Annotated in this window: 17 protein-coding genes; 6 read left to right on the top strand and 11 right to left on the bottom strand. The window is 40.0% G+C overall.

Annotation, left to right across the window (positions count from 1 at the left end; all coding sequences use genetic code 11):
* Position 1 precedes the first annotated feature (1 nt).
* The 4 genes from cyoB to ppsA form a co-directional block, all read right to left on the bottom strand.
* Positions 2 to 1,990 carry a cytochrome o ubiquinol oxidase subunit I gene (gene cyoB, locus B9T33_RS05170; protein WP_086177893.1) on the bottom strand — a complete coding sequence of 663 codons (1,989 nt, stop codon included), beginning with the start codon at positions 1,988 to 1,990 and terminating at the stop codon, positions 2 to 4.
* A gap of 3 nt (positions 1,991 to 1,993) precedes the next feature.
* Complete coding sequence (gene cyoA / locus B9T33_RS05165) at positions 1,994 to 3,058, bottom strand: ubiquinol oxidase subunit II (protein WP_086178086.1); 1,065 nt, start codon at positions 3,056 to 3,058, stop codon at positions 1,994 to 1,996.
* A gap of 305 nt (positions 3,059 to 3,363) precedes the next feature.
* Positions 3,364 to 4,152 carry an RDD family protein gene (locus B9T33_RS05160; protein ID WP_086177892.1) on the bottom strand — a complete coding sequence of 263 codons (789 nt, stop codon included), beginning with the start codon at positions 4,150 to 4,152 and terminating at the stop codon, positions 3,364 to 3,366.
* 81 nt (positions 4,153 to 4,233) lie between these two features.
* Positions 4,234 to 6,612, bottom strand: coding sequence for a phosphoenolpyruvate synthase (gene ppsA / locus B9T33_RS05155; protein ID WP_086177891.1), 2,379 nt, complete (start codon positions 6,610 to 6,612; stop codon positions 4,234 to 4,236).
* Between the two features lie 153 nt (positions 6,613 to 6,765).
* On the opposite strand from ppsA, the gene B9T33_RS05150 reads away from it, so the two are divergent.
* On the top strand, positions 6,766 to 7,602 hold the full coding sequence (locus B9T33_RS05150; RefSeq protein WP_086177890.1) for a pyruvate, water dikinase regulatory protein: 837 nt from the start codon (positions 6,766 to 6,768) through the stop codon (positions 7,600 to 7,602).
* Between the two features lie 873 nt (positions 7,603 to 8,475).
* On the opposite strand, the gene B9T33_RS05145 is transcribed toward B9T33_RS05150, so the two are convergent.
* From B9T33_RS05145 to B9T33_RS05125, 5 genes are all read right to left on the bottom strand, one after another.
* Positions 8,476 to 9,048: a flavoprotein gene (locus B9T33_RS05145; protein WP_086177889.1), complete on the bottom strand. Its 573-nt coding sequence runs from the start codon at positions 9,046 to 9,048 to the stop codon at positions 8,476 to 8,478.
* A gap of 248 nt (positions 9,049 to 9,296) precedes the next feature.
* Positions 9,297 to 9,782 carry an inner membrane protein YiaA gene (gene yiaA / locus B9T33_RS05140; RefSeq protein ID WP_086177888.1) on the bottom strand — a complete coding sequence of 162 codons (486 nt, stop codon included), beginning with the start codon at positions 9,780 to 9,782 and terminating at the stop codon, positions 9,297 to 9,299.
* 209 nt (positions 9,783 to 9,991) lie between these two features.
* Complete coding sequence (locus B9T33_RS05135; protein ID WP_086177887.1) at positions 9,992 to 10,999, bottom strand: LLM class flavin-dependent oxidoreductase; 1,008 nt, start codon at positions 10,997 to 10,999, stop codon at positions 9,992 to 9,994.
* 496 nt (positions 11,000 to 11,495) lie between these two features.
* On the bottom strand, positions 11,496 to 12,020 hold the full coding sequence (locus B9T33_RS05130) for a hypothetical protein (protein WP_086177886.1): 525 nt from the start codon (positions 12,018 to 12,020) through the stop codon (positions 11,496 to 11,498).
* A gap of 312 nt (positions 12,021 to 12,332) precedes the next feature.
* Complete coding sequence (locus B9T33_RS05125) at positions 12,333 to 12,764, bottom strand: glycine zipper domain-containing protein (protein WP_086177885.1); 432 nt, start codon at positions 12,762 to 12,764, stop codon at positions 12,333 to 12,335.
* A gap of 370 nt (positions 12,765 to 13,134) precedes the next feature.
* Here B9T33_RS05125 and prfA point away from each other — a divergent pair, with 370 nt between their 5' ends.
* A complete protein-coding gene (gene prfA, locus B9T33_RS05120; RefSeq protein WP_086177884.1) occupies positions 13,135 to 14,223 on the top strand; it encodes a peptide chain release factor 1 in 1,089 nt (362 codons plus the stop codon).
* Complete coding sequence (prmC, locus tag B9T33_RS05115; RefSeq protein WP_086177883.1) at positions 14,224 to 15,042, top strand: peptide chain release factor N(5)-glutamine methyltransferase; 819 nt, start codon at positions 14,224 to 14,226, stop codon at positions 15,040 to 15,042. It begins immediately after the preceding gene.
* Between the two features lie 149 nt (positions 15,043 to 15,191).
* Here the strand turns inward: prmC and B9T33_RS05110 are convergent, their stop codons facing one another.
* Both B9T33_RS05110 and B9T33_RS05105 read right to left on the bottom strand, forming a co-directional pair.
* Positions 15,192 to 15,545, bottom strand: coding sequence for a hypothetical protein (locus B9T33_RS05110; RefSeq protein WP_086177882.1), 354 nt, complete (start codon positions 15,543 to 15,545; stop codon positions 15,192 to 15,194).
* Between the two features lie 216 nt (positions 15,546 to 15,761).
* Positions 15,762 to 16,784: an AraC family transcriptional regulator gene (locus B9T33_RS05105; RefSeq protein ID WP_213033189.1), complete on the bottom strand. Its 1,023-nt coding sequence runs from the start codon at positions 16,782 to 16,784 to the stop codon at positions 15,762 to 15,764.
* A 155-nt stretch (positions 16,785 to 16,939) separates the two neighbouring features.
* Between B9T33_RS05105 and B9T33_RS05100 the strand changes: the two genes are divergently transcribed.
* From B9T33_RS05100 to B9T33_RS05090, 3 genes are all read left to right on the top strand, one after another.
* Positions 16,940 to 17,710 carry a 3-hydroxyacyl-CoA dehydrogenase gene (locus B9T33_RS05100; RefSeq protein ID WP_086177880.1) on the top strand — a complete coding sequence of 257 codons (771 nt, stop codon included), beginning with the start codon at positions 16,940 to 16,942 and terminating at the stop codon, positions 17,708 to 17,710.
* Positions 17,711 to 17,957: 247 nt separating this feature from the next.
* Positions 17,958 to 19,094: an acyl-CoA dehydrogenase family protein gene (locus tag B9T33_RS05095; RefSeq protein WP_086177879.1), complete on the top strand. Its 1,137-nt coding sequence runs from the start codon at positions 17,958 to 17,960 to the stop codon at positions 19,092 to 19,094.
* Positions 19,095 to 19,343: 249 nt separating this feature from the next.
* A complete protein-coding gene (locus B9T33_RS05090) occupies positions 19,344 to 20,987 on the top strand; it encodes an AMP-binding protein (protein ID WP_086177878.1) in 1,644 nt (547 codons plus the stop codon).
* The last annotated feature ends 73 nt before the right edge of the window (positions 20,988 to 21,060 follow it).

Raw genomic sequence — 21,060 nt, 5'->3', positions numbered from 1 at the left:
CTTAGTCCTTCTTCAAGAATTTTTCAAGTTGCGCGTAGCGTTCATTTTCGATGCGCTCTACTTCAGCAGCAGGTACATAGTAATCCACTTTCTTAGTGAAAGAAGATACGATGAAGCTGATGATTGCACATACGAAAGTGATAACAACTAGCCACCAAATATGCCAAATTAATGCGAAGCCCATAACTGTAATAAACATTGCAATTACAAAACCTGCCGCACGGTTAGTTGGCATGTGGATGTCTTCGTAAGTTGTTGGCTTAGCGTAAGCAACACCATTTTCTTTGTCAGTCCAGAAAGTATCAATACCATTGATCTTAGGAATATAAGCAAAGTTATAGAATGGTGAAGGAGATGAAGTAGCCCACTCAAGAGTACGACCATCCCAAATATCGCCAGTTACGTCCGCACCTTTTTCGCGTTGTAAGAAACCAACAACGATTTGCATAACGAAACAGAAGATACCAATAGCAATAAGCACAGAACCGAAGAACGCAATAGCTAAGTACGGATCCCATTCAGGGTTGTCATATGTATTCAAACGACGAGTCATACCCATGAAACCAAGGATATAAAGTGGCATGAATGCAAAGTAGAAACCGAAGAACCAGAACCAGAACGCTGCTTTACCCCAAGTTTCATTTAACTGCCAACCAAACATTTTTGGCCAGTAGAAAATGATACCCGCGAACATCGCGAATACAACACCACCAATAATTACGTTATGGAAGTGAGCGATAAGGAATAAAGAGTTGTGTACTAGGAAGTCCGCTGGTGGAACTGCCATTAATACACCTGTTAAACCACCGATACCGAAAGTCACAAGGAAGCCAAGTGTCCAAAGCATTGGTGTTGTATAGGTGATGCGGCCCTTGTACATAGTGAATAACCAAGAGAAGATTTTCACACCAGTAGGGATCGCAATGATCATGGTCATGATACCGAAGAACGCGTTAACGTTGGCACCAGCACCCATTGTAAAGAAGTGGTGAACCCATACAACTAGTGAAAGAACACCAATTGCTACAGTTGCGTACACCATAGATTTGTAGCCGAACAACGCTTTGCGTGAGAACACAGCTGTAACTTCTGAGTAAATACCAAAAGCTGGTAATACCAAGATGTATACTTCTGGGTGACCCCAAGTCCAAATCAAGTTTACATACAACATTGGGCTACCACCCATGTCATTTGTAAAGAAGTGGAAGCCGAAGTAACGGTCAAGTGAAAGCATTGCAATAGTCGCAGTTAACACTGGGAAAGTTGCAACGATAAGCACTACAGTAACTAATGCAGTCCAAGTGAAAATAGGCATGTCCATAAGTTTCATGCCAGGTGCACGCATTTTGATGATGGTAACGAAGAAGTTAACACCAGTAAGAAGCGTACCTAGACCAGAAACCTGAAGTGCCCAGATATAGTAGTCTACACCTACACCTGGAGAGTATTCGATGCCAGAAAGTGGAGGGTATGCCATCCAACCTGTTGCAGCGAATTCACCAATTGCAAGAGAAGCCATCATTAAGCCCGCAGCGCCGGCGAATAACCAGAAGCTTAGAGAGTTTAATAATGGGAATGCTACGTCACGTGCACCAATTTGAAGTGGTACAGCAACGTTCATTAAACCAACTACAAGACCCATCGCTACGAAGAAGATCATGATTACGCCGTGGGCAGTAAAGATCTGGTCATAGTGTTCAGGGTGTAAGTAACCTTCACCGCCACCTTTTGCAAGGAACAGTTGAAGACGCATCATAATCGCATCGGCAAAACCACGCACAAGCATGACAATTGACACGAGGATATACATGATACCGATTTTTTTATGGTCTACAGATGTGAACCATTCAGTCCACAAGTAGTTCCATTTTTTGAAGTAGGTGATACCAGCAACAACTACGATACCGCCTAGAATCATCATTGCAACAGTTACCAACACGATTGGATCGTGTGGAATTGCATCTGGTCCTAACTTACCTAATAAGCTCATGTCTTATTCCCCTGCAGCCGCATGTTCAACGCCTGCATGAGCTTCAGAAGCAGCAGCTTCATGACCAGCAGTCGCTGAATGGTCAGCACCGTGGTAGTTGCTCATGTATTTGTTAATCACTGATTCGAACAATTTAGGTTCTACTGAAGAATAGTAAGTCACTGGATGTGGCTTAGTAGGGTAAGGCTTCATTGCTTCAGCTTTAGCCTTCTCTTCAGGAGTAGTTGCTTTAGCAACTAAAGCTTCGATCTGATGTTTAGAGCGGTCGCCGTCTTTAAGAGTTTGGAATTCAGCTTGGTCTAAAACAGTTTTTTGTACTGCTTCTGGATTTACTGAAGTACCATTACCAGCTTTAACTGCATTAACCCATTCGGCAAACTGAGTATCTGTCACAGAGTGAGCGCGGAAGCGCATTTGTGAGAAACCATAACCTGAGTAGTTAGATGAGAAACCACGGAAGCCTTCAGCAGGACTAAGTTCGTCAGCCAATAGGTTCAGGTGAGTTTGCATACCCGCCATTGCATAAATCTGACCACCTAACGCAGGGATGAAGAATGAGTTCATCGTAAAGTTAGATGTAATACGAAGCGATACCGGAGTTTTCTCTGGGAAACGCATTTCGTTTACAGTAGCGATGCCTTGTTCCGGGTAGATAAAGATCCATTTAAATTGTTCAGCAATAACTTGAACAGTTAAAGGCGCTTTTTCTGATTTTAATGGTTTGTATGGATCGTACTCGTGTGAGCCCCACCATGTTAATGCCGCTAAAATACCAATAATAATGACAGGAATACCCCAAACTACAACTTCAATTGCAGTAGAGTGTGCCCAAGTAGGTTTATAGTCTGCATCTTTATTTGACGCGCGATATTTCCAACCAAACCATAACGCCATAAGTGCTGATGGAATAACTACCAACAACATTAGGTAGATCGCAGTAAGCATGAGGTTCGATTGACCTTCAGCAACTGGACCTTTTGAGTTTAGAAGTACCATATCACCACCACACCCAGTCAAGAGTGCAGCGATCGCAGATAAAGACAATACAGCTAAAATTGTTTGTCTCATTTTACAACCTCGGTGAAGAGTCCCATTCCCTAAATTTAAAATTTGGGATAGCGAATAAAGTGTCGCATGATTGTGATTTTTTTCAGACATGAAAAAACCGTCACAATGATGCGACACCGCTACGTTGTAGGGCATTATGCCTCATAATGACAAACTAAGCTATACATAAACTTGCTTTAAATGACTGTATTAAAACCCTATTTTATCAGTCGGAATTGCATTTTTTTTATAGGAATTTTATTTTAATTTCAAGGTAATGCAAAAAAAAAGGGATGAAAAAATCATCCCTTTTGAAAAGTAGAAAGTTATTGGTTTATGACCTTGGTTTTAGCCAATTTGTCATGCAGTGTTTGGCGCTTCTTGCTAAAAATAAATACTGAGTCAATGATCACGCTTAATGGCATCGATAGGAAGTTTAGGAAAATAAATAAAACACTACGTAAGGTGAAGCCGCGCATTAAATTGACTTGTTCACCTGTTTCAACATCGACAATTTTAATCTTAGTGATTTTTTTGCCAATACTTTGCCCAGATTTAGCAATTAAAAAAGCTTGAATAAAGAGCATGATGAATAGGTAGGCGAACATTGCGATCCATGCTTGATTAGGGAACATATCCACCATCTGCGTTTGCAGTGTTTGTAACACATTTGGATCTGCATTAGGTGTCATCACAGCTTGCATAAACTGTTCATTTAAACTAGCAAATTTGCTTTTTTCCACAGTATTGAAAAAGGCAGTCAAAATGAATGTCGCAGGAATCCAAAGCAACAAATCTACAATTTTCGCCAGTACACGTTTTGGAATACTCGCCAATGTGTATTGTTCATTTTGCTGCGTGCGTGCGGAGGCATAATTCTGTGTTGCTGTATTTTGTTTTGGCTCAAATGGAGTAGATGGGACAGGTGGAGTATAACCTTCAGGCATATAAACATGCTGACCTTGAGTAAGTTCACCCAAAGCTTTCCATTCACTCATGCCTTGATGCCAGACTAAGTCAGTCAACTGAACTTGTTGACTTGCAAGCATTTGGTTGAGTTGTTCCAATGTGTATGGACCAGCTTGTTGATTGTTTCGTGCCAAGTAAATCTGCATAAAGCTAAATTCTCAAAAAACGTCAGTAAATTATAAATAAAAAAAAAGACCCACATGTGGGTCTTTTTTTAACACAGTTTATTAAGCTTGTTGAGCTTTTTCTTCAGAAAGGAAGAACCATGTGTCTAATACTGAGTCAGGGTTAAGTGAAACAGACTCGATACCTTGTTCCATTAGCCATTTAGCAAGGTCAGGGTGGTCAGAAGGACCTTGACCACAAATACCTACGTATTTGCCAGCTTTACGACAAGCATGGATTGCCATTGAAAGAAGTGCTTTAACTGCTGGATCACGTTCGTCAAATAGGTGAGAAACAATACCAGAGTCACGGTCTAGACCAAGTGTTAACTGAGTCAAGTCGTTTGAGCCGATAGAGAAACCGTCAAAGTGTTCAAGGAACTGTTCAGCCAACAATGCGTTAGTTGGAAGTTCACACATCATGATCACTTTAAGACCATTTTCGCCACGTTTAAGACCGTTAAGCGCTAACAATTCAATTACACGTTTCGCTTCAGCTACTGTACGTACGAAAGGAATCATGATTTGAATGTTGGTTAAACCCATTTCATCACGCGCTTTTTTCAATGCACGGCATTCAAGTTCGAAGCAGTCACGGAAGTTGTCTGATACATAACGGCTCGCACCACGGAAGCCCAACATTGGGTTTTCTTCCTCAGGCTCGTATAACTTACCACCGATTAAGTTCGCATATTCGTTTGACTTAAAGTCAGACATACGAACGATCACTGGCTTGTCAGCAAATGCTGCAGCAAGAGTAGAAATACCTTCAACTAGTTTTTCAACATAGAATTCGATAGGAGATGCATAACCCGCAGTACGTGACAATACAGCTGCACGAGTTTCACGTGGAAGGCTGTCAATGTTAAGTAGTGCTTTCGGGTGAACACCGATCATACGGTTGATGATGAACTCAAGACGAGCAAGACCTACACCTTCGTTAGGGATTTGAGCAAAGTCAAATGCGCGGTCAGGGTTACCTACGTTCATCATGATTTTGAACGGAAGCGTAGGCATAGATTCGATTGAGTTACGTTGGATTTCGAAGTCCAAAGCACCTTCATAAATGAAGCCAGTATCACCTTCAGCACATGAAACAGTTACTTCTTGACCATCAGTCAATACTTCTGTTGCATTACCACAACCAACGATCGCTGGAACACCAAGTTCACGTGCAATAATTGCTGCGTGACAAGTACGACCACCACGATTAGTGACAATCGCAGCTGCACGTTTCATTACTGGTTCCCAGTCTGGGTCAGTCATGTCAGATACAAGTACGTCACCGTCTTGCACTTTATCCATTTCTTTGATTGACGTTACGATACGAACGCGACCAGAACCAATACGTTGACCAATTGAACGACCTTCACAAATCACAGTACCTTTTTGTTTAAGTAGGTAGCGTTCCATTGTGCCGACATTTTCACGGCTTTTCACAGTTTCTGGACGTGCTTGAACGATGTAGATTTGACCGTCGTCGCCATCTTTCGCCCATTCGATGTCCATTGCTGAACCGTAATGGTTTTCAATGATCAATGCTTGTTTAGCAAGTTCTTGAAGCTCGTGGTCATTTAGTGCGAATTGTTGACGATCTGCTTTTTCAACATCAACAACTACAACTGATTTACCCGCAGCGCCTTCTTCACCATAAATCATTTTTTGGTGTTTAGAACCAAGGTTACGACGTAATACAGCGTGTCTACCTGCATTAAGAAGTGGTTTAGAGACGTAGAATTCGTCTGGGTTTACTGCACCTTGTACAACCATTTCACCCAAGCCATAAGAAGCTGTGATGAATACTGCATCGCGGAAACCAGATTCTGTATCTAGTGTAAACATTACACCAGCAGCACCAGTTTCAGAACGAACCATGCGTTGAACACCAGCAGACAATGCAACAACGTCATGTGCAAAGTTTTGGTGTACGCGGTAAGAAATTGCGCGGTCATTATAAAGAGAAGCAAATACTTCTTTAATCGCAACAAGAATGTTGTCGATACCACGGATGTTCAAGAAAGTTTCTTGTTGGCCAGCAAATGATGCGTCTGGTAAGTCTTCTGCAGTCGCAGATGAACGAACAGCAACCGCGATTTCAGGGTTGCCATTTGAAAGTGCAGTGAAAGCTTCACGAATTTCTTTTTCAAGTTCTGCAGTAAGCGGAGTGTCTACAATCCATTGACGGATTTTTGCACCAGTTTCAGCAAGTGCATTAACGTCGTCTACATTAAGAGCAGCAAGCTCAGCGTTAATTTTAGCGTTTAGGCCACTTTGCTCGAGAAATTCACGATACGCTTGAGCTGTAGTAGCAAAACCACCAGGAACTGATACACCTGCATTAGCAAGATGGCTGATCATTTCACCTAATGAAGAGTTTTTACCACCCACGAGTTCTACGTCGTGTTTCCCTAATTTTTCTAGACCAATTACGCGCGCTTCCAAAGTTGTTACTCCACTTTTGCAGTATTAATCACTATCTTGGCATGAAATTATAACAAATTACTTAGCATTTTGAATTTACTAAGTGACAGTCATGTAAGATGGTTTACTATAAAGATTATATAGTACTAAGACAAATATTGGAGGAGAATTTTAATGTCAGAAGGTAACCAAATTAAGCGCAGTGTTTTCTTCGTTTCAGATGGTACTGCAATCACTGCAGAAACCCTTGGTCATTCACTGTTAGCACAGTTTCCTCATGTAGATTTTGACATTCATATTATTCCTTACATTACCACCGAAGAAGCAGCGACAAATGTGGTTGCAGAGATCAATCAGCGCTCTCAATTTGATGGTCAAAAACCTTTGGTATTTGATACCCTTGTAGACCCGTATGTTCGAGATATTATTAATACTGCGGATGCAATAAATCTTGATGTATTTGAAGGGCTTATTAGTAAGTTATCTGATGAGTTGGGCACTGCGCCTACAACTTTAGTCGGGCAAACGCATGCAGTAACAGATTCTGCGTCTTATAAAGCTCGTATTGATGCAGTTCATTTCGCTTTAGATAATGATGATGGTGCACGTACTCGGCACTATGACAAAGCCGATTTAATTTTAATTGGCGTGTCACGTTCGGGCAAAACGCCAACGTCGATCTATTTGTCATTACAATTTGGAATTCGTGTTGCAAACTATCCACTGACTGAAGAAGACTTGGATGATAACCGTTTACCAGCAGTTTTACGTGAACATAAACATAAGTTATTTGGTCTGATGATTGATGCAGAGCGACTTGTAGCGATTCGTACAGAGCGTAAAGCCAACAGTCGTTATGCAAGTTTTAGTCAGTGCCAAATGGAACTTCGCGCGATTGAAGGCATTTATATTTCTGAAGGGATTAAGTATTTAAACGTGTCAGAAATGTCAATTGAAGAAATCTCAACTCGGGTATTACAAATGACCGGTTTGAAACGCCGTATCGGATAAAAAGGAAAAAGCCACTTCGGTGGCTTTTTTATGATAGAAAAATACTGTTTTTATTATATGTAATTAGTATAAAAATATAAAAAACGATACTTTTTTTTGAAAGTCCTAATTTTAGGTTTTAGTTCATTAAAAAATTGTAAATTTTCTATAAAAAATACTTAAACTATTAGATGCTTTTTATAAGTTTCATTGACCCAAATGACGAACAATATTTATTCTAATTGAGCACGCATTAACGAGTCATTTTACTGAAATTTACCAGTACCGATTTGAATGTTGATCGTGTTGAAAAGCGGGGATATTGGTTTTTGGAATTCACGTATTGGGTAATAAATATTCAAAATTGGTGTGATTTTGGGATTCAAGTGATGATGATTTGATCAAAAATATGTATATAAAATAGACAAACAGTGCGAGTTTAAGCATGAATCTTGGAAAATGGTGCCATTTATTTAAATGATGTGGTTTTATTTTAATCAATTTATTTGTTTTAGCGTGGCTTTTTTGCTGTTTATCATCTGCTAAAGCACAAAAAAATTAAGGTATTTCTTGAAGAAATAGAACCTAGAAAAAGAAATAATATTAATGTTCATGATTTAAGTTCGGTATGAAAAAATAGTTGCATGACTGAATATTCTTTTGATTTTTGAACGTTAGTGATGACACTGAGTTTCAATACTATTTCATTGAATTAGTAATTATGCTTACTTTATACCTTTGTAGATTTAATCAACTGAGATGAAGAAGATGATTAGATCATTACTAAAGATTATAGAAATACATCAACTATAAATTAGCTAAAAGCCGAAGGATTCGGCTTTCATCTGTACATTTTGGATAGAAGGATTTGATTGAAATTCAGTAATGATGAGGTCATTTTCTACTTTTCTCGGTGAGTTCACTTCGAACGATCACATCACAATCAAAACTATGATCGTCCAAAGCTGTAATCGTGTGATTATGGATTTTGATAATTGGCCACGTATTTAAGATGCAATTGGGTTGTTGCAGTGCTGCATAATAATGATCCGATTTTAAGAAGGTTTTATTCTGTATTGCTGTATTGGGACTCAGTAGGTGTCTTAACCAATGATTTGGAACTTGATCTTCCAAAAAACGTAAAGCCAAAATACTTTTTATGCGATTGCTAAATAGTCGGCGGTTTTTTGCAAATAAAGGGTGTTGTATTAATTTATTGAGTAAGCGTTCTGTACGCGGTAAGACAAATTGCGGTTTAATTTGATAGACCATAATGTTGTCGGCAACTTGGCAAAGTTGGTGTAGTTCGGAAACTATATGTTGATCAATACCAATAATTGCGATTTTTTTATTTTTAAAATCAAAGTCCTTCAATTGTTCTGAATTAAGTAATACACCACGAAACTGTGCAAAATCTTCAAGACTATTATTGAAAATATGGTGATTTGCATCCTGCTGATTGGCCATATTTATTCCTTATCTATACTTTATTTTTGATGCTATGCGATTAGGAATATATTCAACTAACAACTTTGAGGGGTAAAGTTGTTTTTCAGTCTGATTAGTCATGCAAATTTTATGGAATTGATCTTCTTGGTACTTGTCATTCGCTGTTTTATAAGAATGCATTTATATATTGATGGGTTTGTGCAGAATTAGGGATCAAAGGCATCTTAGATCGATGCCTTGATTTGTGAATTGAAGATATACACAGTTTAAGAATGTAAATCCTTGTCGTCCAGCGTTGTGTTCAGTTCAATACTTGGATTCGTTTTGTGATTCAATTCAGGTTGATTAACATGGGTGCGTAAATAATCCATGTCGCGAATGTTCTTTTGCACGGCAACGGCACCAAATAAGCTCATTAAGAATGCCATCATATAAAAGCCTTTTTCACTTAGAGCTAATTCGGCATTCCATAGTCCAATGGCTAACAGCACCAGACAAATAACCACTGAAGCCCAGCAAAGTCCGAAATAGATGGCAGTGACATGCATGCCTTCTAAACGGTCGCGAATAATTTTCTGTAATGAAACTGAGGAAAATAATCCATAGAGCAATAGGATGAGATAAAAGCCTTTTTCATTGAGCATCATGTTTGCATTAAATAGTCCAATGCAAAAGACTACAGCGCCTAGAATGAGCGCTACCCAACTTGCTGCAATAAAAGCAGGGGTCGGTTTGTTAATATATTGACTCATAAAATATTCTGTTCTCATTGTTATTGCTTATGATCAATAGTTATACCGATTTCAAGATTATAATCAATGCATCATTTTTTCTGCTTGAATAGGGTGAAGGTAGGCGTGTCATAAAATATAAAAAGGAGTGACCCAAACTACAACGTGTAGCATAGGGTCACTCATTCATTAATTATGTAAACATCAAATCAATTAAAATTATTTTGATGCTAAATGGCAGCGTTTTTGATTTGCATTAAACGCTCAAAATTTTCAATACGCTTATCGGTGTCGTAAATATCACAGGTAAAGATAAATTCATCGACATCATATTTTTCCAATAAAGCATTTAAGCCAGCTTTGACTTTTTCTGGAGAGCCAATTTGTGCCACAGCATAAAAGTTGTCGATATATTGCTTTTCTGCAGCTGAGCACAGCTCAGAAATATTCTCTACAGGTGGTTTAAGCTTGCTACGTGTACCGCGAATCATGCTTAAAATACGCTGATACGGGGTTGAGGCTAAATACTCGGCTTCTTCATTGGTTTCTGCAACAATTGTAGGAACACCCATGGAAATATAAGGTTTTGCTAAATATTCTGAAGGGGTGAAATTGTCTCGATACAGCTGAATGGCTTGGCCTAACATGCGTGGGGCAAAATGTGAGGCAAAGGAATAGGGAAGTCCAAGTTGTGCGGCCAATTGCGCACTGAATAAACTCGAACCCAGCAACCAAACTGGGACATGAGTACTTTGACCTGGAGTCGCAATGATTTGTTGATTAGGTGCTGGATCTTTAAAATATTGTAGAATTTCAGCAACGTCACGTGGGAACTGATCTTCGGTTTCTTGGTGTCCGCGGCGCAATGCCCGCATAGTGGCTTGATCTGTACCAGGTGCACGACCAAGACCCAATTCAACTCGTCCAGAATAAAGCGTTTCTAAAGTACCAAATTGTTCTGCAATCACCAGAGGTGCATGGTTCGGTAGCATGACACCGCCAGAACCCACTTTAATGCGAGATGTATTTGCCAGCAAATATCCAAGTAAAACGGATGTTGCTGAACTGGCAATACCAGACATGTTGTGATGTTCTGCGAGCCAAATTCGCTCATAGCCTAATTTTTCTGCATGCTGTGTAAGCGTCAAAGCATGGTGCAGTGCATCTTGGATGCTTTTACTTTCACGCACAGGTGCTAGTTCTAAGATCGAAAATTTGGTCTCATGCAATGAACGCATAGCAGTTCTCTTTCAATGTTTATATCGAAATAGTACGATATATTGTGTTGAATGTATATCGATTAAATACGATATATTGAATTAGGGAAATTTGAACTGGATAAAATTGTGGAAGAACGAATAATTCTTATAAAGTTAAATAAAGCTGAATCAACAGCCTAACGTGCTAAGACGTTAATTTGAGGTTTTGGATACTTTTTTTGGGGGAAGCTATTTAACTGAGTAACAACGGTATGAGTTTTAAAACATCCACAAATGAGCAACATAATTTAGTTTTAAACGTTGTAATAAGTATGTGAATCATGTTGAAAACATGTTCTGTATGAAATGTATGAGCAAATTGTTTGGGAAATTGTGAATAAATGACCTAATGGTATTTGGAAAAACCAAAATGTAAATAAGCCATTCAATGTCTTAAACTAAGGCATTCCTTTTTCAATTTGACTGCATCAAAAAAGCACCCGAAGGTGCTTTTATATATTGTGTACTATAACAATTAACGTTTACCGTTTTTGTGCCAACCGTTGTGACGACCATTGTCACCACGATATCCACGGTCGTTATAGCTATAATTATTATTACGATAACCACGGCTGTTATAACTGCGGTCATAACGGTCTTCATAACGACCATAGCGGTCATCATAACGACGGTCTTCAGAAACTTTTTTACCGAGTGCAGAACCACCAGCAGAACCAAGTGCAGCGCCGATGTAACCACCGTTTGTGCCACCCATGTTTTTACCTACGGTATAACCACCAGCGCCACCTAAAGCACCACCAATAATTGCACCATTACGGTCACGTTTATTCGCAGAAGCTGCAGCACCTGCACCACCACCAATTGCTGAACCAATCATAGCGCCAGTTTGGCCGCCCATTTTGTTACCAATGGCTGCACCAACAACACCACCTAAGGCAGAAGTTAATGCGGTATTTGTGCTGTTACCTGCATGAGTCGCAGTCATTGTGAATGCTGAAGCTGCAATAGCTGCACTAAATAGGATTTTATTGATTTTCATTTTGAACTCCTTACGAAGTGCGATGTTTGTGTGTTGAGTTCACTATAGAAAAAGAGGTAGAAAATATTTGGTGCAAAGTGTGCGTGATTAAATAGTGTTAAGTTGCTGCAATGTAATTTTTCTGTCGATTTTCTCCATGATTGATATTAGGTATCTGGAGAAGATATGAATGAAAATAGCATCACTAAAAACAAAATAAAAAAAACATGAAATGTCTTGTATATGTGGGGGCTACAAAAAAAGCACCCGAAGGTGCTTTTGTCATAAATCTGTTCTGGCTAAAGTTAGCGGAACGACATATGGTTGTCGAACTTAGTGACGGTTACGACGGTGTTTTTTGTAATATTTACGTTGTTGTTGCTTGTCGTATGCTTTGTCTTTAGAAATTTTGTTACCTAAAGCAGCACCACCAGCAGCACCTAGAGCTGAACCGATGTAACCACCGTTTGTACCGCCCATGCTTTTACCAACGGTATAACCAGTACCACCACCAAGTGCACCACCGATAGCAGATTCAGTACGGTTACGCTTGTTACTTGCTACAGCAGCACCACCAGCACCACCTAATGCAGCACCAATTGTTGCGCTAGTATTACCGCCCATGTTTTTACCAATGGCTGTACCAGCAACACTACCTAATGCACTTGCAGCTGCAACACGAGTTGTACTGTCAGCATTTGCAGACACAGTGAACATAGAAGCGGTAGCTAAAGTGGCAGTCATTAAAAGAGTATTCAGTTTCATTGTTCACTCCATGTCCCAAATTTTTCAGGACTGTTGTTCTTGATAATTTCGATGGGAGTAAATGTAACAAATCTATTCGCATCAAATATGGAGAGCTTTATCAAAAAAGAGTGATTTAAGTAACTCCTTTGTATTAGTTTTATTAATAATGTGAAAAATGGAGCCAAATGACGAAAATGTACACAACTTTGTGGAGAAAAGTAGGAGTGATGAAGTTGGCATTTTGGAAAATGGACATCGTAAGGTCAGTACGAGCAGCAATAAATATGTCATTTCATACATATAGTCGTTAAACTAGCGGCATTATTTTGAATTTGGCATAACCGTGCAATTTGGGCGGATGAGCCTGTGTATTGAGATTTTTTAAAAAATGAAAGAATCGTTGCGTTTACGATTAGATCAGCTCTCTGACCGTCACGAAGAATTAAATGCATTATTGGCAGATGTTGAAGTCATTTCTGACAATAAACGTTTCCGTCAATTGTCACGCGAACATAGTGATTTATCAGAAATTACTGAGGTTTGGAGCAAATATCGCCAAGCAGAAGAAGATATTGAAACTGCTGAAGTGATGCTGACAGATCCTGACTTTAAAGAGATGGCTGTTGAAGAAATTAAAGAAAATAAAGCTTTGATTTCGCAGCTTGAAGCTGATTTAAACATCCTAATGATTCCAAAAGATCCAAATGATGCAAACTCTGCATATTTGGAAATTCGTGCTGGAACAGGTGGTGACGAAGCTGCAATTTTCTCTGGTGACTTATATCGTATGTATAGCAAATATGCTGAGTCGCAAGGCTGGCGTATTGAAGTGTTGTCTGAAAATGATGGCGAACACGGTGGCTATAAAGAAGTGATTTGCCTTATTAATGGTGAAGGCGTTTACGGTCGTTTGAAATTTGAAAGTGGCGCGCATCGTGTACAACGTGTGCCAGCGACTGAGTCTCAAGGTCGTGTGCATACTTCTGCCTGTACGGTTGCGATTTTACCTGAAATTGATGTCGATACATCGGTGGAAATTAACCCGTCTGAATTACGTATTGATACCTATCGTGCGTCAGGTGCAGGTGGTCAGCACATTAACAAAACAGATTCTGCTGTACGTATTACTCACTTACCGACAGGGACAGTGGTGGAATGTCAGGACGAACGTTCACAACATAAAAACAAAGCCAAAGCGATGGCGCTGTTAGTTTCACGTTTGGAAAATGCTAAACGTGCGGCTGCCGATGCTGCAACCTCTGAAATGCGTCGTGATTTGGTGGGTTCTGGTGACCGTTCTGAACGTATTCGTACTTATAACTATCCGCAAGGGCGTATGACTGATCACCGCATTAACTTAACACTCTATAAGTTAGATGCCGTGATGGAAGGTGATTTAACAGAATTGCTTGATAGCTTACATCGTGAATATCAAGCGGATCAGTTGGCCATGCTTGCACAGCAAAATGGTGGCTAAATGAATATTGCACAGGCTTTGGCCTATCGTGGTGAACCTGAAAGCTATGAACGTCAGGAAAATGCGTGGTTGTTAGAACACATCACTAAAATTGATTCTTTTGATTTGATCATGAAAAAGGATCAAGAATTAACAGCTGAGCAAGAGCAACAATATATCGCGTCACTTGCACGTATTGCAGCAGGTGAGCCACTGGCTTATGTAACGGGTTCACAGCCATTTTGGACGCTGGATTTAAAAGTGACCAAAGATACTTTGGTGCCGCGTCCAGATACTGAAGTTTTGGTAGAAACTGTACTGCGTTTGGACTTGCCTGAAGATGCACGTGTTGTCGATTTGGGCACGGGTACGGGTGCAATTGCGCTGTCTTTGGCCAGTGAACGTCCAGATTGGATCGTTGCAGCTTCGGATATTTATGAGCCGACTTTAGAAGTTGCTGAGTTTAATGCCAAGAAGCATGATCTTGAACATGTGCAATTTGTATTGGGCCCGTGGTTAAAGCCGTTCGGTCGTGCATTTTTTGATGTGATTGTATCAAACCCGCCATATATCGATGCCGATGATGTACACATGCAGGATTTGGCAACTGAACCTGAACGCGCATTGGTTGCAGACAATCAAGGGCTTGCGGATTTGGAACAGATTATTCTGCAAGCCAAAAAGCACTTAACCATAAATGGTTGGGTGGTGCTTGAACATGGTTATGATCAAGGTGATGCTGTACGTCATCTATTCTTGCAAGCAGGTTACCGTGAAGTGCGTACGGTAAAAGATTATGGTGGTAATGACCGTGTCACTTTAGGGCAATGGCAGCATTAAGTCTGAACTGGTTAAAAAATACAGCGCATTGATTGCGCTTTATTTATATCTGAACGTTGTAGCTTTCAAATTTTTATATTTGAATTACTTCAAACACGATTTTAAGCAACAAAAAAAGCGGCCTTAGCCGCTTTTTTAATGTGTGCAAATTACATTGGGTAATCTTGCAAGCTTTCGAATACTTCAACTTGATGCAAAATATTTGTTTCAATTACTAGGCAATACGCCACGATTTTTGCAGTTGCAGTAACTAAAGACTCATCTTTTAAGTCTGCGCCAGATTGAATCGCTTCAATTTGGTCCGCTTGAATATCCAAATCTTGTGCAACTTCAAGCGCATTTTCAGTGCTAAAAAATTGAGAAATTAAGTTTTGCAAATCGATGTCTGCAACTGTTTTCAATTGTTCATGAAATAAATCATCAATTGCATCAGTTTGGGTAAATAGGGAATCGGAAAAGTTTTGAACAAGTTGTTGTTCAAGAACATCAATCATCTTAAGCATAGGAGAACCTTTTAAGGTGATGCAGGAGAATTGGCTTTAACCAAGATAAGCAAAGTGCTTTAAATTGAGTGAAAAATAACCTATTTAAGCATGATGAGCAACAGATATAGATGAACGGTCAGTCGCTTTGTTCAATATTTTTAAATAATTGATTATGTGAATAATATTTTAAATATAAAAATTGAGTATACCGACTATAAATATTTAGGACTTGAATTATTCGATATTATTCTGACGATACGCCCCCGGACTGACTCCAGTCCATTTCTTAAATGCACGATGAAAAGCACTCGGCTCGTGAAAATTTAATTCATCGCTAATGTCTTGTAAGCTTTTATCTGTACGAGTGAGGAACTCGATGGCGGTATCTCGACGGATGTCATTTTTTAATTGTTGATAACTGACACCTTCACTTTTAAGGCGGCGCTGCATCGTTGCTTCGGACATATTCATTTTCAAGGCTAATTCATTTAACTCAAGCCATTCTGCGGGAGATACTTCAACCAGTTGCTTACGAATTTGACTGCTTAAAGCATATGGATTTTTAAATCTCACTAATAAGTTATCGGGAGTCTGTTGTAAGAACTGATACCAAGAGCGATCGTCTTGCTTAATGGGCAGGTTTAAATAACTGGCATCAAACTGAATATAGTTTTGAGTGGCTTGATATTGAATCTTTTCACAAAAACGCACTTTGTAATCGTGATCATCATAAGGTTCATCACATTTCAACTGAATTTGGTTCAAAATAATCCGTTGTCCACTCAACCAGCAAATTAAGGTATGAATCAACATTAAATAGGTGGCATAGCTAAACATGCGCTTTGTGGCTTTTTGGTCGTAAATCACGATATAGGCATAGTGTTCTTCAATAATCAGTGAACTTTGTAGGTCATCTAACACTAAATTTAAGAACTGCAGGATTTGCTTTAGTGCATTGCCTAGATTGTCGTTGTACATGACCATTTTGGATAAAAGCTTAAAGCTACCACGGCGCATAGCATGCTGATCCATACCAAAGAATTCATCATTCATGACATCGGAAAGCGTAGTCCAAAGCGCTGCGTATTGGGTCACAGAAACCCGAGTTTTGCTGGAATTTAATAATTCAGCAGGGATGCCTGATGCATGCAAAATTGAGGGAATATTGTGTTTTAAAGTTTTTGCACCGACTAGCGCTTCATGTACAAGTTCAATTGAAATTGTCCCTTTACTATATTCAAGTCCTTGTGTAGGCATATGCGCTGATCGGTCCATGTTTATGATTGTGCAAATACAATTGTCCAAATACATCAGTCAAGATGCAACATTTGGAAATTGTACTCAATAAATTCTGTGTTTACTCTGCATCTTAAGTCGAATTTTATTAAAACAATTTAAGATCAGGAAATCGCATGAAGATTCAAGGAAAAGTATTTGTTGTAACTGGTGGCGCATCGGGTCTAGGTGCTGCAACAGCAACACATTTGATTGCACAAGGCGCGAAGGTGATTTTGGTTGATATGAACCAAGAGCATGGTGAAGCGATGCAACGTCAACTTGGTGACCACGCTAAATTTGTACAATTGGATGTGACCAATGAGCCAGCAGTAGCGGCATTTTTTGCTCAAGTAGAAACGGACTATGGTCAACTCAATGGCTTAGTCAACTGTGCGGGTATTGCACCTTCAGCAAAAGTCTTAGGTCGTGATGGCTTACATGATTTAGCCATGTTCCAAAAAGTTCTCGATATTAATGTGAGTGGCACGTTTAACATGCTGCGTTATGCAGCACAGCTAATTGCCAAATATGAATTGCAATTGGGCGAGGAAGAGCGTGGTGTGATTGTGAACACAGCATCGGTTGCAGCATATGATGGTCAGATTGGTCAATCGGCGTATGCAGCATCTAAAGGTGCAGTGGTTGCCATGACTTTGCCTTTGGCGCGTGAGCTTGCGCGTGAAGCGATTCGTGTAATGACAATTGCACCGGGGATTATGGAAACACCGATGTTAAAGGGTTTGCCACAAAATGTTCAGGATGCATTAGGGCAAATGGTGCCGTTTCCGCCGCGTTTGGCGAAGCCGCAGGAATTTGCACATTTGGTGGGGCATATTTTTGAAAATAGTTATTTGAATGGTGAAGTGATTCGTTTGGATGGTGCAATTCGGATGCAGCCTAAATAATGACTTCGATTTGAAAATGAGGTCTGCACGGCTACAAATTTTCTCTAAAGTTTAAATCTTAGCGCGTAAGCATTCATTTTCTTTTGAGGGATCAAAAGAAACAAAAATCCTTTGTGAAACTGAAGATACATCCCTGTATCTCAGTTTCACAGGCGACATCCATGTCGCCTCCCACCAATCCAAATTCTGCAATTATCAAAAATTTAAAGCTATACACGCTATAAAAGTTTTAAGAAAAGGAAGTCTCATGATTTTAAATGAAGAACAAAAAATGGTTCAGGACATGATGCGTAGCTATTCTCAGGAAAAGCTCAAGCCAACTGCTGCTGAACGAGATAAAACTGCAGCATTTCCTGCTCAAGAGCTTAAAGAGTTAGGTGCGCTTGGTGCATTGGGTATGACGGTGTCAGAACAATGGAATGGTGCAGGCTTGGATTATGTGTCATTGGTGGTGGCATTAGAGGAGATTGCCGCGGGTGATGGCGCGATTTCGACCATTGTTAGTGTACAAAACTCATTGCCGTGTGGCATTACACAGCGCTATGGCACAGAAGCGCAGAAAGAAAAATATCTGAAAAAATTGGCAACAGGTGAATGGCTCGGTTGTTTTTGCTTAACTGAACCGCAAGTGGGTTCAGATGCCAGTGCTTTGGAATGTAGAGCGGAACGGGATGGTGATGAGTGGGTATTAAATGGAACAAAGCAATTTATTACCACCGGAAAACATGCGCAGGTCGCTTTAGTTTTTGCTGTAACAGATAAATCTGCAGGGAAAAAAGGAATTTCATGCTTCTTGTTTCCAACTGATACCAAGGGTTATATCGTTTCGCGCTTAGAAGAAAAAATGGGGCAACATTGTTCTGATACCGCAACTATCGTTTTGGATAATTGTCGTATTCCTGCTGATAGTTTATTAGGCCAAGAAGGTGAAGGTTATAAAATTGCGCTGTCAAATTTAGAATCAGGTCGAATCGGCATCGCAGCACAGTCTGTGGGGATGGCTCGTGCAGCTTTAGATGCTGCCGTGGAATATGCCAATGAGCGCAAAGCGTTTGGTGTTGAAATTGTGCAACATCAAGCTGTGGCATTTCGTCTCGCAGATATGGCAACACAAATTGAAGCTGCTCGCCAACTGATCTTCCATGCCGCAATATTAAAAGATGCTGGATTACCATGCCTTAAAGAAGCCTCTATGGCGAAATTATTTGCATCTACCATGGCAGAGCGTGTGTGCTCAGATGCCATTCAAATTCATGGCGGTTATGGCTATGTCTCTGATTTTCCAGTAGAGCGCATTTACCGTGATGTCCGTGTCAGCCAAATTTATGAAGGCGCATCTGATATCCAACGTTTGGTGATTGCGCGTGAAGTGACCAAGCAATAAATGCTTAAAAAATAGACTTTGGTCGGTGTTCAAACCCTGCAATTGGATTGATGGTTTTGGAAATTGCAGGGCACATCCAAACATGATTATCTAAGAATAGAAACGAAATATGCGCATAGCATAGGGTCAAAATAATGCGGCAAGGCTTGAATGGAATAGGTTTTTTGCCGCAGGTTTAGAACAACAAGATAAATGGATTTTCAAAGCAGGCAGCTTTGAAGCAATAAAATAGGACAGGAGTTTGTCGTAATGAAATCACTAGATCAGGCTTATCTCGATTTTAATTTTGAAAAAATGGTTCAAGAACAATTGGTCGGCACAGCTCAAGTAATCAATGCTTATGATGAATGCTGCGGTCGCTATGTAGGACAGAACCGTACAGCTTTGATTTGGGAAGGTAAAAACGGTGAATCTGAGCAATGGAGTTTTGAGCAATTGGCTGAAGCTTCTGCGCAACTGGCCAATTATCTACAAAGTATTGGTTTAAATGCAGGGGATTGTATTGCGGGCTTATTACCAAGAACGCCAGCACTATTAATTACGGTTTTAGCAACATGGCGTATTGGTGCAATTTATCAGCCTTTATTTACAGCATTTGAATCGAAAGCCATTGAGCATCGAGTACAAACAGCAACGACAAAACTGATTGTGACCAATTCAGAGCAACGTCCGAAATTAAATCAGATTGATCTTCCGCATATTTTGACGGTTCATGCAGAAGGTAGTGAACAACGGGATGCGGATTTTTGGAGCGTATTAGAAAAGCAGCCTAAAACATTTGAATCCGTCGCGCGTACTTTTGAAGATGACTTTTTAATGATGTTTACCTCAGGTACTACGGGTCTGGCAAAATCGGTGCCTGTACCGAATAAAGCGATATTGGCATTTAAAGGTTATATGACGCATGCCGTAGATTTACGGGATGAAGATTCTTTTTGGAATTTGGCCGACCCGGGCTGGGCATATGGATTGTACTATGGCATTACAGGTCCACTGAGCTTGGGTCATAGCATCATCATGGATGAACGTGCATTTAGCGTGGACAATGCAGTGCAAATTATCAAAAAATACCAAGTGAGTAATTTGACTGGTTCACCAACGGCATTTCGGATGTTCTTTGGCTTTAAAGAAAAGTTTGATGATTCGATTAAAAACCATTTACGTGTCGTGAGTAGTGCAGGTGAACCACTGACCCCAGAAGTGATTCAATGGTTTAACCATGATCTCAACGTGAATATTTTTGACCAATATGGGCAAACTGAACTCGGTATGGTGATTGCTAATCATCATGCTTTAGCACATTACAAAAAAGTAGGCTCTGCTGGTTTTGCCATTCCGGGTCACCGCTTTGCTGTACTCAATAAAGACAATGAAGAAGTTGAACGAGGTGCTATTGGTACTTTGGCTATGGATTGGTCAAAATCGCCGCTCATGTGGTTTACAGGCTATGGTGGAAATAACCGTAAAGCATTTGCAGGAAATTACTATTTAACTGGCGATACTGTGCGTTTAAATGAAGAAGGTGGCATAGATTTTATTGGGCGTGCTGACGATGTCATTACAACGTCAGGTTATCGTGTAGGCCCTTTCGATGTGGAAAGCACATTGTTGGAATGTGAGGAAGTTCTAGAATCAGCTGTCGTTGGTAAACCTGATCCTGAGCGCACAGAAATTGTGAAAGCATTTGTGGTGCTTAAGCCGCAATATCAAGCCAGTCCTGCATTGATGGATCAACTGCAAGCCTATGTACGTTCCCGCTTATCTAAACATGCTTATCCTAAAGAAATTGAATTTGTAGAGGGCTTACCAAAAACATCGAGTGGCAAGATTCAACGTAATCTTTTAAAGCAGCAGGAAATTGCGAAAGCGCAAACGATGCAAAAAGCGGGTTAAAGCATCGAATTTTATATGATTAAAACTAATATATAAAAATACGCATCATCAAAAAAACCGCCATTAGTGGCGG

The organism is Acinetobacter sp. ANC 5054, from assembly GCF_002135295.1.
Taxonomy (GTDB): Bacteria; Pseudomonadota; Gammaproteobacteria; order Pseudomonadales; family Moraxellaceae; genus Acinetobacter.
Note: the sequence above shows the minus strand (reverse complement) of the source record. Positions and strands in the feature narration are given on the sequence as shown.

Bases quoted from the DNA above. Each gene is read 5' to 3' on its own strand.
- B9T33_RS05145 (WP_086177889.1), bottom strand. From the start codon at position 9,048: ATGGCCAATCAGCAGGATGCAAATCACCATATTTTCAATAATAGTCTT.
- B9T33_RS05110 (WP_086177882.1), bottom strand. From the start codon at position 15,545: ATGCTTAAGATGATTGATGTTCTTGAACAACAACTTGTTCAAAACTTT.
- B9T33_RS05160 (WP_086177892.1), bottom strand. From the start codon at position 4,152: ATGCAGATTTACTTGGCACGAAACAATCAACAAGCTGGTCCATACACA.
- prmC (WP_086177883.1), top strand. From the start codon at position 14,224: ATGAATATTGCACAGGCTTTGGCCTATCGTGGTGAACCTGAAAGCTAT.
- B9T33_RS05090 (WP_086177878.1), top strand. From the start codon at position 19,344: ATGAAATCACTAGATCAGGCTTATCTCGATTTTAATTTTGAAAAAATG.
- B9T33_RS05135 (WP_086177887.1), bottom strand. From the start codon at position 10,999: ATGCGTTCATTGCATGAGACCAAATTTTCGATCTTAGAACTAGCACCT.
- B9T33_RS05150 (WP_086177890.1), top strand. From the start codon at position 6,766: ATGTCAGAAGGTAACCAAATTAAGCGCAGTGTTTTCTTCGTTTCAGAT.
- B9T33_RS05105 (WP_213033189.1), bottom strand. From the start codon at position 16,784: ATGCCTACACAAGGACTTGAATATAGTAAAGGGACAATTTCAATTGAA.
- prfA (WP_086177884.1), top strand. From the start codon at position 13,135: ATGAAAGAATCGTTGCGTTTACGATTAGATCAGCTCTCTGACCGTCAC.
- cyoB (WP_086177893.1), bottom strand. From the start codon at position 1,990: ATGAGCTTATTAGGTAAGTTAGGACCAGATGCAATTCCACACGATCCA.
- yiaA (WP_086177888.1), bottom strand. From the start codon at position 9,782: ATGAGTCAATATATTAACAAACCGACCCCTGCTTTTATTGCAGCAAGT.
- B9T33_RS05125 (WP_086177885.1), bottom strand. From the start codon at position 12,764: ATGAAACTGAATACTCTTTTAATGACTGCCACTTTAGCTACCGCTTCT.
- cyoA (WP_086178086.1), bottom strand. From the start codon at position 3,058: ATGAGACAAACAATTTTAGCTGTATTGTCTTTATCTGCGATCGCTGCA.
- B9T33_RS05130 (WP_086177886.1), bottom strand. From the start codon at position 12,020: ATGAAAATCAATAAAATCCTATTTAGTGCAGCTATTGCAGCTTCAGCA.
- B9T33_RS05095 (WP_086177879.1), top strand. From the start codon at position 17,958: ATGATTTTAAATGAAGAACAAAAAATGGTTCAGGACATGATGCGTAGC.
- B9T33_RS05100 (WP_086177880.1), top strand. From the start codon at position 16,940: ATGAAGATTCAAGGAAAAGTATTTGTTGTAACTGGTGGCGCATCGGGT.